The following is a 13,465-nucleotide window of genomic DNA, read 5'->3' on the forward strand; positions in this document are numbered from 1 at the left end:
CTTGCGCGGTGTGCTCAAGCGTGGCGCGGCGAGCATTTCTTCGACCAGGCCCATGAAGGCAAAACCCGGCGCAAAGCCCAACGCGAACACCTGATATTCCCGTGCGCTGTGGCGACGAATCACCTCCTCCACCGCGAGACCGCTGCGTTCAGCCAGCAGGCTCAGTTCCGGGCCGACACTCAAGTCGTACCAGACCGGCAAGACGTGGCGCTGCCCACCGCTTCGCGCATTCGGCGTCAGATCGACCAGCGCTTCGGCGATCAATTCGCGCGCCTGCGCCGGACTCAACAGCGTCAGATCGTAATGCACCATCAACGTCGTATAGGACGGCACCAGATCGATCAGTTGTGCACCAAACGCCGTGCGCAAGCGCTCGCTGGCGGCGAGCATCCACGGCATGTTGGCTTCGGCGATTTCATCGAACAGACGCAGCATCAGGCAATCCAGCGCCACCACTTCAACCCGTGGATTCATGACGCACTCGACTGCTGCAAGGCCTGGCGAATGCGCCGCACGGCGGCCACGGAACTGGCGTTGTCGCCGTGGACGCACAAGGTATTGGCGCGCAGGATCAAGGCGCTGCCATCGCTGGCGCTGAGTTCGCCGCCACGGGCGATGGTCAACGCTTGCTCGATGATTTTTTCGGCATCGTGATGCACGGCACCGGGCAATTGCCGGGAGACCAGCCGGCCGCCACTGTCATAGGCACGGTCGGCGAACGCTTCAAACCACAGCGTTACGCCGTATTCATCGCCAATTTGCTGCGCCGCAGCGTTGTCTCGGGTCGCCATCAACATCAGCGGCAGGCTGCGGTCATACGCGGCCACGGCCTGCACCACCGCGCGCAACTGCGCCGGGTTGGCCATCATGTCGTTGTACATCGCGCCGTGGGGTTTGACGTAACTCACACGCCCGCCCTGCGCCTTGCAGATGCCGTCGAGGGCGCCGATCTGGTAATGCAGGATGTCCTGCAGCTCTTGCGCGGAATACGCCATGGAGCGTCGGCCGAATCCGACCAGATCCTGATAGGCCGGGTGCGCGCCAATCTGCACGCCGTGTTCGAGGGCCAGCGCCACGGTTTTGCGCATGATGCTCGGGTCGCCGGCATGGAAACCACAGGCAACATTGGCGCAATCGATGAAGGGCATGACCTCGGCATCCAGACCCATGGTCCAGCTGCCGAAGCTCTCGCCAATGTCGCAATTCAATAGCAGGCGGCTCACGGTGAACACTCCTGTAGCTGCTGGTCTTTTTATCTGTAGGAGACTTCTGCGCAGGGTATCAGTTACTGCGCGTCGAGTTGCTTGCCACGGGTTTCCGGCAGGCTCAGCGCCGCCAGAATCACCACGCCATATGACACCGCCGCGAAGGCGCCGATGCCCATGCTCAATGGCACTTTCTGGCTGAGCAGGCCGATCAACAGCGGGAACAACGCCGCCAGTGCGCGGCCGATGTTGTAGCAGAAACCCTGGCCCGAGCCGCGAATCCGCGTAGGAAACAATTCAGTCAGAAACGCGCCCATGCCGCTGAAAATCCCCGAGGCGAAGAAGCCCAGCGGAAAGCCCAGCCAGAGCATCACGCCATTGCTGACCGGCATCTGCGTGTAGAGCAGAACGATGGTGAACGAGCCGACCGCGAACAAGATGAAATTCTTTTTCCGCCCTAGCAGGTCGGTCAGATACGCGCTGATCACATAGCCGACGTAGGAACCGACGATCACCATCGCCAGATAACCACCGGTGCCGAGCACGCTCAGACCGCGCTCGTTCTTGAGGAAAGTCGGCAGCCAGGAGGTGATCGCGTAGTAACCGCCCAGCGCACCGGTGGTCAGCAAGGAAGCGCGAAACGTGGTGAAGAGCATGCCAGGGGCAAAGATCTCGTAGAACTTCGCCGGGTTCTCTGGTGTTTGTGCGGCTTTGGCTTCGCGATAGATCTCAGGATCTTTTACCAGGCGACGGACAAAAATCACGAATATCGCCGGCACGATGCCAAGGATGAACAGCGCGCGCCAGGCGTCTTCCGCTGGCAATACCGAGAACAGCAACGCGTACAGAATCGCCGTCAGGCCCCAGCCCAGCGCCCAGCCGGATTGCACCATGCCCACCGCTTTGCCGCGATCCTTGGCGCGGATCACTTCACCGATCAGCACCGCGCCGGCGGTCCATTCACCGCCGAAACCGAAGCCCATCAGGGTGCGCGCGATCAGCAATTGTTCGTAGTTTTGCGCGAAGCCGCAGAGGAAGGTGAAGAAGGCGAACCACAGCACTGTCAGTTGCAGGGTGCGCACGCGGCCGATGCGGTCGGAGAGAATCCCGGCGACCCAACCGCCGATGGCCGAGGCAATGAGGGTGCTGGTGTGAATCAGCCCCGCTTCGCCCGTGGTGATGCCCCACATCGCGATCAGCGTCGGCACAACGAAGCTGAGCATCTGCGTGTCCATGCCGTCCAGACCGTAGCCGATCTTGCAGCTCCAGAACGTGCGGCGCTCCTGCTGGTTGATGTTGCGATACCAGTCGAACGGCCCGGGGCGCGCCGCAGGCTTGGATAACGGGAGGGTGTCGGGAGCACTCATGGCAAATCTCCGCAGGGCTTTTATTGGTCTTGTTCGAAGCTCCGACGACGCCTATCGTGGGAACCGGATGCGCCGATTTTTCGTCGCCCTGCCCTGCGCCGTCCAACGAATAAAAACCCGCCTTAGGCATAAGAAAAATTTGTCAGCCGAGCCTTGTCCATGAATCTGAAGTTTCTCGAGACCTTTGTCTGGGTCGCGCGCCTGAAGAGTTTTCGCCTGACCGCCGACAAGCTGTTCACCACCCAGGCGTCGATTTCCAGCCGCATTGCGGTGCTCGAAGGCGAACTGGGCGTGAAGCTGTTTCTGCGCGACTCACGCGGCGTCAGCCTGACCCCGGAAGGCCTGAAAGTGCTCGACTATGCCGAGCAGATGCTCGACACCATGGCGGCGCTGAAACAATCGATCGAAACCCGTTCGAGCAAGGTCGGCCGGGTGCGGATCGGCGTGATGGACACGGTGATTCATACATGGCTGAGCCCGCTGGTGGCGCAGATGACCGATCTGTACCCACGGGTGGAAATCGAATTGGTCGCGGATACGGCGCTGAACCTCTGCGATCAGCTGCAAAAAGGCTTTCTCGATCTGGTGTTGCAAACCGATCTGATCCGCCACGAAAGCGTGCGCAGCCTGGAGCTGGCCAGCCATCCGCTGGGCTGGATTGTCGCGAGCAATTCGATCTACAACCGCGACTACGCCGACCTCGCCGAACTGGCGCAGGAGCGGATCATCACCTACTCGAAAAACTCACGGCCGCATCAGGATATCGTCGCGCTGATGCACGCCAACGGCGTGCTGGCGCCCCGCTTGAATTGTGTAAATTCGGTGTCGGCGATCACCCGGTTATTGCGTGACGGCTTTGGTATCGGCGCGCTGCCGCCGGTGCTGGTGGCCGAAGAGCTGGCGCGCGGCGAATTGATCTTGCTCGACATCGAGCAGCGACCAGCGAATCTGCCGGTGGTGGTGTCGTGGCGGGTCGGGGTTGAGTGGGTCGAGGAGATTGTGACGTTGTGTCAGCAGGTCCTGGCAGGATATGCGCACAAGGTGGGCAAGGACTGCATCACCCTTACTGGATGATTAGTGGCGAGGGGATTTATCCCCGCTCGGCTGCGCAGCAGTAGTGATTGCGGCCAACGCGGTCTTTCAGTGCAGGTTTTGGGGCTGCTGCGCAGCCCAACGGGGATAAATCCCCTCGCCACAGAACCCACTCACCACAGAACTCATTCACCACAGAGCCCACTCGCCACAGAATCCCCCATGCCATAAAGCCTCTGTTGCCAGAGGGATTGAGCAGGTTTTACAAACCGCGCACGTCGCGATCTTCGATCGGTCGGCTCTGGCGCAGGCGGCGGCCGCCGAGGACGACCCAGTCGATCAGGCGGAACAGGCATTCGATGCCGAACGACAGCAGCAACGCGCCGCTCATGCCCCAGATCATCGCCTCTGGCGTCAGCAGGATCTGGTAGCTGTAGCCGTTCCAGGTTTCCTTGCGAATATCCGGATCGGCGGCGAGCACCACTTGCAGGAAGCGCACATACCACGGCCCTTGCATCGCCTGGAATTGTTTATCCAGCGCCACCTGTCGAGTGAGCAAAGTGTTCAGACTGTCGGCATCGCTGCGGAAAATCGGGTCCTCGCTGGCCCGGTAATGCGCGACCAGCGCCTGCATGTCGCCTTTGAAAAACTGATCGGCCGTGCCCTGGAAACCACGCAGGCCGGTCTGCGCTTCGATCAGGTGCGCTTCGACCCGCTGGGCGTAATCGTTGATGAACCCCGGCACCTGGACACCGATCAACAGGCCCGCCGCAAACAACACCAGCCGTAGATAACTGAGCAACATGGGTGCAAATCCTTATTCGGTCTTGCCCTGGCTGACGCATTCGCCGCGTCGCCACAGGCTCCATTGGCCCGGTTCGTAGCGGGTCCAGGTTTCGTTTTCGGTCAGAGGCTCGGTGGCAATCACCGTGACCACGTCGTTGGGCGTGGTTTCGGCCTGGAAGTCGACGATCACATCGACATCCTTGAGCCGCGCCGGGCCGAACGGGGCGCGGCGGGTGATCTGGGCGAGTTTGGTCGAGCAATAACAGAACAGCCAGTCGCCGTCGCTGAGCAGGCAATTGAACACGCCTTTGTTGCGATATTCGGCGCACGCGGCGACCAGATCCGGCAGCAGCACTTCGATATCGACCGGTTCCGGAAACGCAGCACGCACACGGTTGAGCAGGTCGCAGAATGCCGCTTCGCTGTCGGTATCGCCGACCGGGCGGTAGAAGCTTTTGATTGGAATGAAGTCGGCGAGCTGGCCGTTGTGCGCGAAACACCAGTTGCGCCCCCACAATTCGCGGACGAACGGGTGGGTGTTGGACAGGCAGACCTTGCCGACATTGGCCTGGCGGATGTGGCCGATGACCACTTCGCTCTTGATCGGATAGCGCTGCACCAGGTTGGCCACTTCCGACTCGCTGCTCGCTGCCGGATCCTGAAACAGACGCAAGCCGCGCCCTTCATAGAAAGCGATGCCCCAGCCGTCGCGGTGCGGGCCGGTACGACCGCCGCGCTGCATCAGGCCGGTGAAGCTGAACACGATGTCAGTCGGCACGTTGGCACTCATGCCCAGTAATTCACACATGTGCGGACTCTCGGGTTACAGACGCGGCTCGACCCGCATGCGCTGCGGATTGTTCGGCACTGGCGGGCGACCGTAGCGGTCATCACCGGCGCCGCCGAACGGTTGATCATCGTCGCGCTCTTCGGCACGGGCCGCAGCCTTGGCGGCCTCGGCGCGTTCACGCCGCGCTGTCGAGGCGCGCTCGATCGGCAGGCGGATCAAGACGAAAACCAGATACACCCCGAAGGCGATCATGCCGTACATGAACAGATCGGAAACCGCGCGCCAGGCGTTGTTGCCGACCTTGAACAGCATGTCCAGGGCGGTGATGGCGATGGCCGGTGCAACTTTGGCTTTCACCGGATCGACGATGGTCGGGCTGAACAGCAACACCGCCATCAGCACACGCAGCGGCTCGCGCAGCCAGCGCCACATCCAGGTGGTCAGGCGCATCCATACCAGCAGGCAGCCCACGGCGGCAAAGGCGTAAAGGCCCCAGGCGATCAGATAGTCGTTCTCGGTCATGGTGTCCATGGCAAGGCAGGCAAATAGGCGCTTATAGTAACGACTTTTCGCCCATGCGGCTTGTCCCAATACCAGACGGCCACTGTTATCCCTGTGGGAGCGAGCTTGCTCGCGAATGCGGTGTGTCATTGCAGCAAAATTCATCTGCCAGGACGCCTTCGCGAGCAAGCTCGCTCCCACAGGGCTCTGCGGCGGTTTCAAAATACGCGAAACCTTTATCCGAATATTGTCCGAGAGCCTCCCATGCCCGAATCCGCCAATGTCATGACTGCCCCGATTGCCCAGCGGGCGCCCGGCGCCGACCCGTATGCCTGGCTGCAGGAGCGCGACACCGACGCGGTGCTCGACTACCTCAAGGCTGAAAACGCTTATCAGGAAGCGCAAACCGCCGATCAGGCCGAACTGCGTGAAAGCCTGTTCAATGAGATCAAGGGACGGATTCTCGAGACCGATCTGTCCCTGCCCTCGCCTTGGGGCCCGTATCTGTATTACACGCGCACCACCGCCGGTGACGAATACGCCCGGCACTACCGCTGCCCGCGTCCTGCCGACGACAGCCTGACCCTCGATGAAAGCCGCGAACAATTGCTGCTCGACCCGAATGCGCTGGCCGATGGCGGCTTCTTCTCGCTCGGTGCGTTCAGCATCAGCCCCGATCACCAGCGCCTGGCCTACAGCGTCGATGCTTCGGGCGACGAGGTCTACACGCTGTTCGTCAAGGAGCTGTCTAACGACAGGGTCAGCGAACTGGAATTCGAGGATTGCGACGGCAGCATGACCTGGGCCAACGACAGCCTGACCCTGTTTTTCGGTGTGCTCGACGACACCCATCGCCCGCATAAACTGTTCCGTTATCGCCTCGATGGCACTGCCGCCGAAGAAGTCTTCCACGAGCCGGACGGGCGGTTCTTCCTGCATTGCTACCGCGCCAGCTCCGAACAGCAATTGCTGCTGTCGCTGGGCAGCAAGACCACCAGTGAAGTCTGGGCGCTGGACGCCAATCAGCCACATCTGCCATTCAGCTGCCTGGCGCCACGGGTCGAAGATCACGAATACGACGTCGACCACGGCCTGCTCGATGGCGTCTGGACCTGGTTTATCCGCACCAACCGCGACGGCATCAACTTCGCTCTGTATCAGGCCCCGGACACTGGCGTGCCGCCAAGCGAAGCCGACTGGCAGAACCTGATCCCGCACAACGAAGAAGTGATGCTCGACGGCGTCAGCCTCAACGCAGAGGCGATGACCTTGAGCCTGCGCGAAGGTGGCCTGCCGATCATTGAGGTTCACCCGCAGGACCAGGCGTCGTATCGCGTGCAGTTGCCCGATGCGGCCTACAGTCTGCATGTGCAAAACAGCCTGGAATTCGAGAGCGATCGCATTCGCTTGCGCTACGAAGCGTTGAATCGCCCGGCCCAGGTGCGCCAGTTGATTCTTGCCAGCGGCGAACAAACGGTGCTCAAGGAAACCCCGGTACTCGGCCAATTTGATGCCGACGCCTATGTCAGCCAACGTCTATGGGCCACCGCCCCGGACGGCACGCAGGTGCCGATCAGTCTGGTGATGAAGCGCGAGATGGTCGGTAAACCGGTGCCGCTGTATCTGTATGGTTACGGCGCTTACGGTTCCAGCCTCGACCCGTGGTTTTCCCACGCACGCCTGAGCCTGCTTGATCGTGGCATGGCCTTCGCCATCGCCCACGTGCGCGGCGGCGGTGAGCTGGGCGAAGCCTGGTATCGCGCCGGCAAGCAGGAGCACAAACACAACACCTTCAGCGACTTCATCGCCTGCGCCGAGTTTCTGATCCTCAACGGCATCACCACGGCGGAGAAACTGGCGATCAGCGGCGGCAGCGCCGGTGGCCTGCTGATCGGCGCGGTGCTCAACCAGCGCCCGGATCTGTTCGGCGTAGCGATTGCCGAAGTGCCGTTCGTCGACGTACTCAACACCATGCTCGACCCCGAGCTGCCGCTGACCGTTACCGAATACGACGAATGGGGCAACCCGGAAGAACCGGACGTCTATGATCGGATCAAGGCTTACGCGCCGTACGAAAACGTCACCGCGCAGGCTTATCCGCCACTGCTGGTGATCGCCGGTTACAACGACAGCCGTGTGCAGTATTGGGAGGCGGCCAAGTGGGTGGCGAAATTGCGCGCGACCAAGACCGACGACAATGTGCTGCTGCTCAAGACTGAATTGGGTGCCGGGCATGGCGGCATGAGCGGGCGCTATCAGGGATTACGTGACGTAGCGCTCGAATATGCATTTGTGTTCAAGGTTTTGGGAATTGCCTGAGGAACTCTGTGGGAGGCTTGGGTCTTAACTGCAGACCCTTGTGGCGAGGGGATTTATCCCCGTTGGGCTGCGAAGCGGCCCCAAACCCTGCAAACTCAGTATTCCTGAAGCACCGAGTTGGCAGGATTTGCGACTGCTGCGCAGCCGAGCGGGGATAAATCCCCCCGCCACAAAAGCCCATTCCTACGGGATCCGTGTATAGCCTTGAAATGTGATAACAAAAAGACCGCATCGACATGTCTGAACCGACCTTTCTGAACAACGAAATCCGCGACTGGCTGATGGACTGTGGCCTGTTCGATCAATTGCAACTGGCCGACTTTGCGGCCGCTTCCGGTTACTTCAGCATCAGCACCGTGGCTGAGGGCGAGGCGATTTTTCGCGAGGGTGATGCCGGCAGTTTCATGTGCATCATCCACACCGGCCAGGTCGCCGTGCAGAAAACCGGCGCCGACGGCCAGGTGATCACCATGGCCACCCTGCGCAGCGGTCGCGCCTTCGGTGAAATGGCCGTGCTCGATGGCGAGCGCCGCTCGGCTACCTGCATCGCGGCGAGCAACTGTCAGTTGCTCAATCTGGGCAAGGATTCGCTGGAAAAAATGCTCAACGACGCACCGAAAATCGCCGCGAAGATCATCCGCGCCCTCGCCGTCTCGCTGTCCAAACGCCTGCGCATGGCCGACGGCCAACTCGCCGCGCAACAGGTTTAACCGCCGGGGGACTTGACCTTGTTGCCGTTCGGCTCGATGCCCGGCACCGGTTGATCCTTGCTCGGCGGGCTGGGCATTTCGATCGGCACCAGCGGCGGGCTGCCACTGCCGGCGCCCGACTTGGGCAGGGTGATCGGGGTGATCTGCGGATACGGCGTCGGCGTCGCGGTGCCGGGCGAGCCGGGCTGCGGCGTCGGGCTGACCGGAACGCTCTGCTGGGCCTGCACTGCAGTAATCGCGAGCGCGGCCAGGGTAATGACCGTTAGAATGGTGCGCTTCATCAAGGGCTCCGTTTGGCCTTTAGTCTGTGCTCAGGCTACTCCCAACGCGCCTGCTTGCCTTCCCCCTTGTAGAGATTTCCATGAAACGTTTCGTTCTGCTCGACACCACCCCGATCCCTGAAAACGGCGGTGCCCTGTGCCTGTTCGAGTATGGCGAGGATTTCGTCATCAAGATCCAGGGCGGCGACGGCGGACAGTTGATGAACACGCGCATGCACGGTTCTGAGGACGCACTGGCAGAAATCCCCTGCCGCAAGGTCGCCGGCCGGCCGAATTCGCGGGTGTTGATCGGTGGCCTGGGCATGGGTTTCACCCTCGCCTCGGCACTCAAGCATCTGGGCAAGTCCGCCGAGGTGGTGGTCGCTGAGCTGGTGCCCGGCGTGGTCGAGTGGAATCGCGGCCCGCTCGGGGAGAAATCCGGTCGGCCATTGCTCGATCCGCGAACGGTGATCCGCATGGAAGATGTGGCCAACGTGCTGCAAAGCGAGCCGAACGGTTTCGACGCGATCATGCTCGACGTCGACAACGGCCCCGAAGGCCTGACCCAGAAGGCCAACAGCTGGCTGTATTCCGCCGCTGGTCTGAATGCCTGCGCCAAGGCCCTGCGCCCCAAAGGCGTGCTCGCGGTGTGGTCGGCCAGCGCCGACCGGCAGTTTTCCGACAAATTGAAGAAGGCCGGCTTCAAGGCCGAGGAAGTCCAGGTCTTCGCCCACGGCAACAAGGGCACCCGCCACACGATCTGGATTGCCGAGAAGCTCAAGGGCTGAGCTAAACTCTGCGCATAACCGTCATCAGTCTTTCTGCAAAGGTGAACCCATGAGTTCGTCCACCCCCACCAACACGTCGAAGCTGGACCGCATCCTCGCCGACAACCAGCGCGACAAGGAAATGGGCTACCGCGACAAGGCCCTGAAGATGTACCCGCACGTCTGCGGCCGCTGCGCCCGTGAGTTTTCCGGCAAGCGCCTGAGCGAACTGACCGTCCACCACCGCGACCACAACCACGACAACAACCCGCAGGACGGCTCGAACTGGGAGCTGTTGTGCCTGTATTGCCACGACAACGAGCACTCGCGTTACACCGATCAGCAGTATTTCGGCGAGGGCTCGCTGAGCACACCAAAGATCGCCAAGGCCACGCATAACCCGTTTGCGGCCCTGGCTGGCTTGATGAAAAAAGAAGACTGAAGATCTTCATCGCCTGAGCTGGCCCTTTCGCAAGCAGGCTCGCTCCCACAGTGGAAACGCGTTCCCCTGTGGGAGCGAGCCTGCTCGCGAAAGCGGCCTACCAGACACCACAAGTCTCGAATCTGCCCACCCTCCCCCAATCCCCGTATAATCGCGCTCTTTTTCCCGAAGGCACCCCGCTCGTGGCAGACAAACGGTACAGCTGCATTGGTTTGTATAACCCCAAATCACCGGAGAACGTCGGTTCGGTGATGCGCGCCGCAGGCTGTTACAGCGTGGCGTCGGTGTTCTACACCGGCAAGCGTTATGAACGCGCCGCCGACTTCGTCACCGATACCAAGCGCGTGCACTACGACATCCCGCTGATCGGCATCGACGACCTGAAAAAAATCCTCCCGCTCAACTGCGTGCCTGTCGCCGTGGAGCTGGTCGAAGGCGCCCGGCCGCTGCCGGAATACACCCATCCCGACCGCGCCCTGTACATCTTCGGCCCCGAGGACGGTTCGCTGGATAAAGCGATTCGCGACTGGTGCGAAGACGTCGTGTACATCCCCACCACCGGCTGCATGAACCTCGCCGCCACGGTCAACGTCGTGCTCTACGACCGCATGGCCAAAGGCCTGAACACCCGCTCCGGGCCGAAATTCCGCTGAAGCGTCGCACATTCGATGGAACAAGCTGACCGCCCTGGCAGTCAGCTTATCTATCAATCGCACCCTGCCTGGAGATAGACCATGAGCGAGCTCAAACGCGTAGAACGCATCGAATCCACCCCGTTCCAGTCGCCTTCGCACAAGAACGTGCATGGCTGGGAGCGCGTCGGCTCGTTGACCGGCGGCGTGCTGATGGTCGGCAAGGGCCTGCGCCGTGGCGGCGTGTTCGGCCTGATTCAAGTGGCGCTCGGCGGCATGGCCGTGGCCCGTGGCATTACCGGGCACTGCTCGGCGAAAAGCCTGCTGGAAAAAGGCCGTCAGGACATGAGCAACGTGCGGGCGAAGATCGAACGCGCCGGGGAAGAGCTGAGCAAGCTGAAGACCAATGCCGAAGTGGCCACCGAAACGGCAACCGTTACCGGCAATGATTCGCTGGTCTCGCCGAAGGCCGGCGTCTGAGGCTTTAAAGCAAAAGATCGCAGCCTCCGGCAGCTCCTACACGGAATCACGTTTTCCATTGTTGAGCTGCCGAAGGCCGCGATCTTTTGATCTTTACGGGTTCAACAACCCACCACCTCATCAGCCCGCGCGAAAAATCAGATGATCTTCCCAGTCATCCTCCGGCACGCTGCCTTCGGCGAGCATGCGCCCGGACTGGGAAATCCGCTCATGGTGCACCGCGTCGCGGTCGCCACACACCAGGTGATGCCATAACGGCAGATCCTTGCCCTCGCTGACCAGCCGATAACCGCAGGTCGGCGGCAGCCATTTGAACTCTTCCGCCTGACCAGGCGTAAGCTGGATGCAGTCCGGGACAAACTTGATCCGGTTCGGATAATCGCTGCACTGGCAGGTTTTCAGATCCAGCAGTTTGCAGGCGATGCGCGTGTAATAGACGCTGTTGTCTTCTTCATCCTCGAGCTTTTGCAGGCAGCAAAGACCGCAGCCGTCGCACAGCGATTCCCATTCCTCGTGATCGAGTTGATCGAGGGTTTTGCGTTTCCAGAACGGTTCAACTATGGCGGCCATGGCTCAAGCATCAACATCAAGGTGGTGAAAAGGCCGCCAGTCTAGTGCCAGCGGGCGCGGGGGCCAAGCGCTGGCGACTGTCGGTAAATCCGCTTGTCAGCGCCAGCGCCGCCCACTGAGCAAACTGGTGGCTGCACTTTGAAACCAATGTGGGAGCGAGCCTGCTCGCGAAAGCGCTGTGTCAGACCCGCTGTTGTCGACTGACACGCCCTCTTCGCGAGCGGGCTCGCTCCCACAGCGAAATCGGTGGTGAGTCAGTAACCGCGGGTGAAATCCACCTCGCCGCGCAACGCCTCACCCGCCTCATACGCCTTCAGGTTCTGCACAAACAAATCCACCATCAGCGCCGGCGAAGTCGGTGCCGAGCTGTGCCCGGTCAGGAGCAAGCCCCACGCGGTCCAGAACGGATGGCGTTGCGGCAATGGTTCCTGACGGCAGACGTCGATCACCGCGCCGGCCAGATGCCCTTCTTTCAAAGCTTCAACCAGATCGGCATCGACCACCGCGACACCGCGTCCAGCGTTGATGAACAGTCCGGTCGGTTTGAATTGCTTGAACAGCGCCGCGTCGTAGATATCGTGTGTGTGTTCGGTGTTCGGCAGCAGATTGACCACGTAGTCCACCTCGCCCACCAGACGCGGCAGATCCGCCAGCGCGCCGACTTCGACAAACGGCGCCTGTTCGCGGGCGCTGCTGGCGATGCCATAAAGCTCGACGCCGAACGGCAGGAGAAACTGCGCAACGCTCTGACCGATGTCACCGGTGCCGACGATCAGCACCTTGCGCCCGACCAGACTCTGGCCGCTGCGGTTGTCCCACTTGCGCTCGACCTGACTGACCAGCCGCGCCAGCACTTCGCGTTCGTGGCCGAGGATGTAGGTCAGCACGTATTCGGCCATGACCTGACCGAAAATCCCCACGGCGCGGGTCAGGCGATAATCGCGGCGCAGGCCGTCGGCGAGCAGCGGCGTGATGCCGGCCCAGGTCGATTGCAACCATTGCGGTTGATGGCCCTGGCGCAGCAGGGTCGCGAGCAGATCCGGCTGGCCCAGCCAAACCGGGCAATCGGCGGCCTGCCGCGCCAGTTCGGCGGAGTCGCCGCTGGTCAGGACTTCAAGCTCGGGCAGTGCCTGACGCAGCAGGCGGGCGTATATCGCGTGGTCGTGTTCAGCAATCAGAACGCGCATCTTCAAACCTTTCGCAAACCGTGCAGACAGCCGCCGGGTTGGGGCCGGCCATCGCGGTAAAAACAGTTCCAGGGTTAACCGAGGCCCAGGACAGGGCCTCGCGGGTCAGACCGGGTCGTTGCGTCGCAGCAACTCTTCGGGCAGGTGCTCGATGTACTCGTCCTCGGCCGGTGGCATCTGCAGGTGATAGCCCTGCTTGTCGAGGTTTTCCAGAACCACGGTGATGTCTTCGCTGGCCAGCTTGCGCTCGGGCGACAGCACCAGATCGAAGGAATGCTTCGCTTTGCCGAAAGCCGTCATCAGCGCATCCGGCACGCGCTCGAGCGCATCGCTCTTGAGCACGTAGAGATACATGCCGCTGCGCTTGGAGCTTTGGTAGATGGAGCAAATACGTTTCAAGGCTGTTCTCCGGCGGTG

The 13,465-nt window shown here is 61.5% G+C and carries 17 protein-coding genes; 7 read left to right on the forward strand and 10 right to left on the reverse strand.

Annotation, left to right across the window (positions count from 1 at the left end):
* The 3 genes from OQK_RS03960 to OQK_RS03970 all read right to left on the reverse strand — a co-directional run.
* Positions 1–474 (reverse strand): carboxyltransferase domain-containing protein (locus tag OQK_RS03960; protein WP_038860532.1); only part of this gene is annotated, 474 nt, incomplete at its 3' end.
* A complete protein-coding gene (locus OQK_RS03965; RefSeq protein WP_016771220.1) occupies positions 471–1,223 on the reverse strand; it encodes a 5-oxoprolinase subunit PxpA in 753 nt (250 codons plus the stop codon). The genes OQK_RS03965 and OQK_RS03960, both read right to left, overlap by 4 nt.
* Positions 1,224–1,285: 62 nt before the next feature.
* A complete protein-coding gene (locus OQK_RS03970; protein WP_016771221.1) occupies positions 1,286–2,572 on the reverse strand; it encodes an MFS transporter in 1,287 nt (428 codons plus the stop codon).
* Between the two features lie 159 nt (positions 2,573–2,731).
* On the opposite strand from OQK_RS03970, the gene OQK_RS03975 reads away from it, so the two are divergent.
* Positions 2,732–3,646, forward strand: a complete 915-nt coding sequence (locus OQK_RS03975) for a LysR family transcriptional regulator (RefSeq protein ID WP_016771222.1) — start codon at positions 2,732–2,734, stop codon at positions 3,644–3,646.
* A 220-nt stretch (positions 3,647–3,866) separates the two neighbouring features.
* Here the strand turns inward: OQK_RS03975 and OQK_RS03980 are convergent, their stop codons facing one another.
* From OQK_RS03980 to OQK_RS03990, 3 genes are read right to left on the reverse strand one after another with little or no spacing between them, the layout of a single operon-like run.
* Complete coding sequence (locus OQK_RS03980) at positions 3,867–4,409, reverse strand: DUF2937 family protein (protein WP_016771223.1); 543 nt, start codon at positions 4,407–4,409, stop codon at positions 3,867–3,869.
* 12 nt (positions 4,410–4,421) lie between these two features.
* A complete protein-coding gene (locus OQK_RS03985) occupies positions 4,422–5,198 on the reverse strand; it encodes a class II glutamine amidotransferase (protein WP_016771224.1) in 777 nt (258 codons plus the stop codon).
* A gap of 15 nt (positions 5,199–5,213) precedes the next feature.
* Positions 5,214–5,711, reverse strand: coding sequence for a hypothetical protein (locus OQK_RS03990; protein WP_016771225.1), 498 nt, complete (start codon positions 5,709–5,711; stop codon positions 5,214–5,216).
* Positions 5,712–5,945: 234 nt separating this feature from the next.
* On the opposite strand from OQK_RS03990, the gene OQK_RS03995 reads away from it, so the two are divergent.
* Together OQK_RS03995 and OQK_RS04000 are read left to right on the forward strand one after the other, a co-directional pair.
* A complete protein-coding gene (locus OQK_RS03995; RefSeq protein ID WP_016771226.1) occupies positions 5,946–8,000 on the forward strand; it encodes a S9 family peptidase in 2,055 nt (684 codons plus the stop codon).
* Positions 8,001–8,236: 236 nt separating this feature from the next.
* Positions 8,237–8,710 (forward strand): cyclic nucleotide-binding domain-containing protein, encoded by a 474-nt coding sequence (locus OQK_RS04000; protein ID WP_016771227.1) that lies wholly within the window; start codon positions 8,237–8,239, stop codon positions 8,708–8,710.
* Here OQK_RS04000 and OQK_RS04005 read toward each other — a convergent pair.
* Positions 8,707–8,991: a hypothetical protein gene (locus tag OQK_RS04005; RefSeq protein WP_016771228.1), complete on the reverse strand. Its 285-nt coding sequence runs from the start codon at positions 8,989–8,991 to the stop codon at positions 8,707–8,709. The genes OQK_RS04000 and OQK_RS04005 overlap by 4 nt on opposite strands.
* Before the next feature lie 80 nt (positions 8,992–9,071).
* Here OQK_RS04005 and OQK_RS04010 point away from each other — a divergent pair, with 80 nt between their 5' ends.
* The 4 genes from OQK_RS04010 (at position 9,072) to OQK_RS04025 (ending at position 11,291) form a co-directional block, all read left to right on the forward strand.
* Positions 9,072–9,758, forward strand: a complete 687-nt coding sequence (locus OQK_RS04010) for a spermidine synthase (RefSeq protein WP_016771229.1) — start codon at positions 9,072–9,074, stop codon at positions 9,756–9,758.
* A 49-nt stretch (positions 9,759–9,807) separates the two neighbouring features.
* Positions 9,808–10,179, forward strand: a complete 372-nt coding sequence (locus OQK_RS04015) for a YajD family HNH nuclease (protein WP_007944009.1) — start codon at positions 9,808–9,810, stop codon at positions 10,177–10,179.
* Between the two features lie 182 nt (positions 10,180–10,361).
* Positions 10,362–10,832, forward strand: a complete 471-nt coding sequence (locus OQK_RS04020; RefSeq protein WP_016771230.1) for an RNA methyltransferase — start codon at positions 10,362–10,364, stop codon at positions 10,830–10,832.
* A gap of 81 nt (positions 10,833–10,913) precedes the next feature.
* On the forward strand, positions 10,914–11,291 hold the full coding sequence (locus OQK_RS04025) for a YgaP family membrane protein (RefSeq protein ID WP_016771231.1): 378 nt from the start codon (positions 10,914–10,916) through the stop codon (positions 11,289–11,291).
* Positions 11,292–11,411: 120 nt separating this feature from the next.
* On the opposite strand, the gene OQK_RS04030 is transcribed toward OQK_RS04025, so the two are convergent.
* From OQK_RS04030 to OQK_RS04040, 3 genes are all read right to left on the reverse strand, one after another.
* Positions 11,412–11,861: a YcgN family cysteine cluster protein gene (locus tag OQK_RS04030; RefSeq protein ID WP_016771232.1), complete on the reverse strand. Its 450-nt coding sequence runs from the start codon at positions 11,859–11,861 to the stop codon at positions 11,412–11,414.
* 254 nt (positions 11,862–12,115) lie between these two features.
* A complete protein-coding gene (locus OQK_RS04035) occupies positions 12,116–13,048 on the reverse strand; it encodes a D-2-hydroxyacid dehydrogenase (protein ID WP_016771233.1) in 933 nt (310 codons plus the stop codon).
* Between the two features lie 105 nt (positions 13,049–13,153).
* Complete coding sequence (locus OQK_RS04040; protein WP_016771234.1) at positions 13,154–13,447, reverse strand: YcgL domain-containing protein; 294 nt, start codon at positions 13,445–13,447, stop codon at positions 13,154–13,156.
* Positions 13,448–13,465 lie beyond the last annotated feature (18 nt).

This window comes from Pseudomonas sp. R62 (genome assembly GCF_000257605.1).
Classification (GTDB): Bacteria; Pseudomonadota; Gammaproteobacteria; order Pseudomonadales; family Pseudomonadaceae; genus Aquipseudomonas; species Aquipseudomonas atacamensis.

Bases quoted from the DNA above. Each gene is read 5' to 3' on its own strand.
- OQK_RS04005 (WP_016771228.1), bottom strand. From the start codon at position 8,991: ATGAAGCGCACCATTCTAACGGTCATTACCCTGGCCGCGCTCGCGATT.
- OQK_RS03975 (WP_016771222.1), top strand. From the start codon at position 2,732: ATGAATCTGAAGTTTCTCGAGACCTTTGTCTGGGTCGCGCGCCTGAAG.
- OQK_RS03980 (WP_016771223.1), bottom strand. From the start codon at position 4,409: ATGTTGCTCAGTTATCTACGGCTGGTGTTGTTTGCGGCGGGCCTGTTG.
- OQK_RS04025 (WP_016771231.1), top strand. From the start codon at position 10,914: ATGAGCGAGCTCAAACGCGTAGAACGCATCGAATCCACCCCGTTCCAG.
- OQK_RS04030 (WP_016771232.1), bottom strand. From the start codon at position 11,861: ATGGCCGCCATAGTTGAACCGTTCTGGAAACGCAAAACCCTCGATCAA.
- OQK_RS03970 (WP_016771221.1), bottom strand. From the start codon at position 2,572: ATGAGTGCTCCCGACACCCTCCCGTTATCCAAGCCTGCGGCGCGCCCC.
- OQK_RS03995 (WP_016771226.1), top strand. From the start codon at position 5,946: ATGCCCGAATCCGCCAATGTCATGACTGCCCCGATTGCCCAGCGGGCG.
- OQK_RS03985 (WP_016771224.1), bottom strand. From the start codon at position 5,198: ATGTGTGAATTACTGGGCATGAGTGCCAACGTGCCGACTGACATCGTG.
- OQK_RS04015 (WP_007944009.1), top strand. From the start codon at position 9,808: ATGAGTTCGTCCACCCCCACCAACACGTCGAAGCTGGACCGCATCCTC.
- OQK_RS04035 (WP_016771233.1), bottom strand. From the start codon at position 13,048: ATGCGCGTTCTGATTGCTGAACACGACCACGCGATATACGCCCGCCTG.
- OQK_RS03990 (WP_016771225.1), bottom strand. From the start codon at position 5,711: ATGGACACCATGACCGAGAACGACTATCTGATCGCCTGGGGCCTTTAC.
- OQK_RS04000 (WP_016771227.1), top strand. From the start codon at position 8,237: ATGTCTGAACCGACCTTTCTGAACAACGAAATCCGCGACTGGCTGATG.
- OQK_RS04010 (WP_016771229.1), top strand. From the start codon at position 9,072: ATGAAACGTTTCGTTCTGCTCGACACCACCCCGATCCCTGAAAACGGC.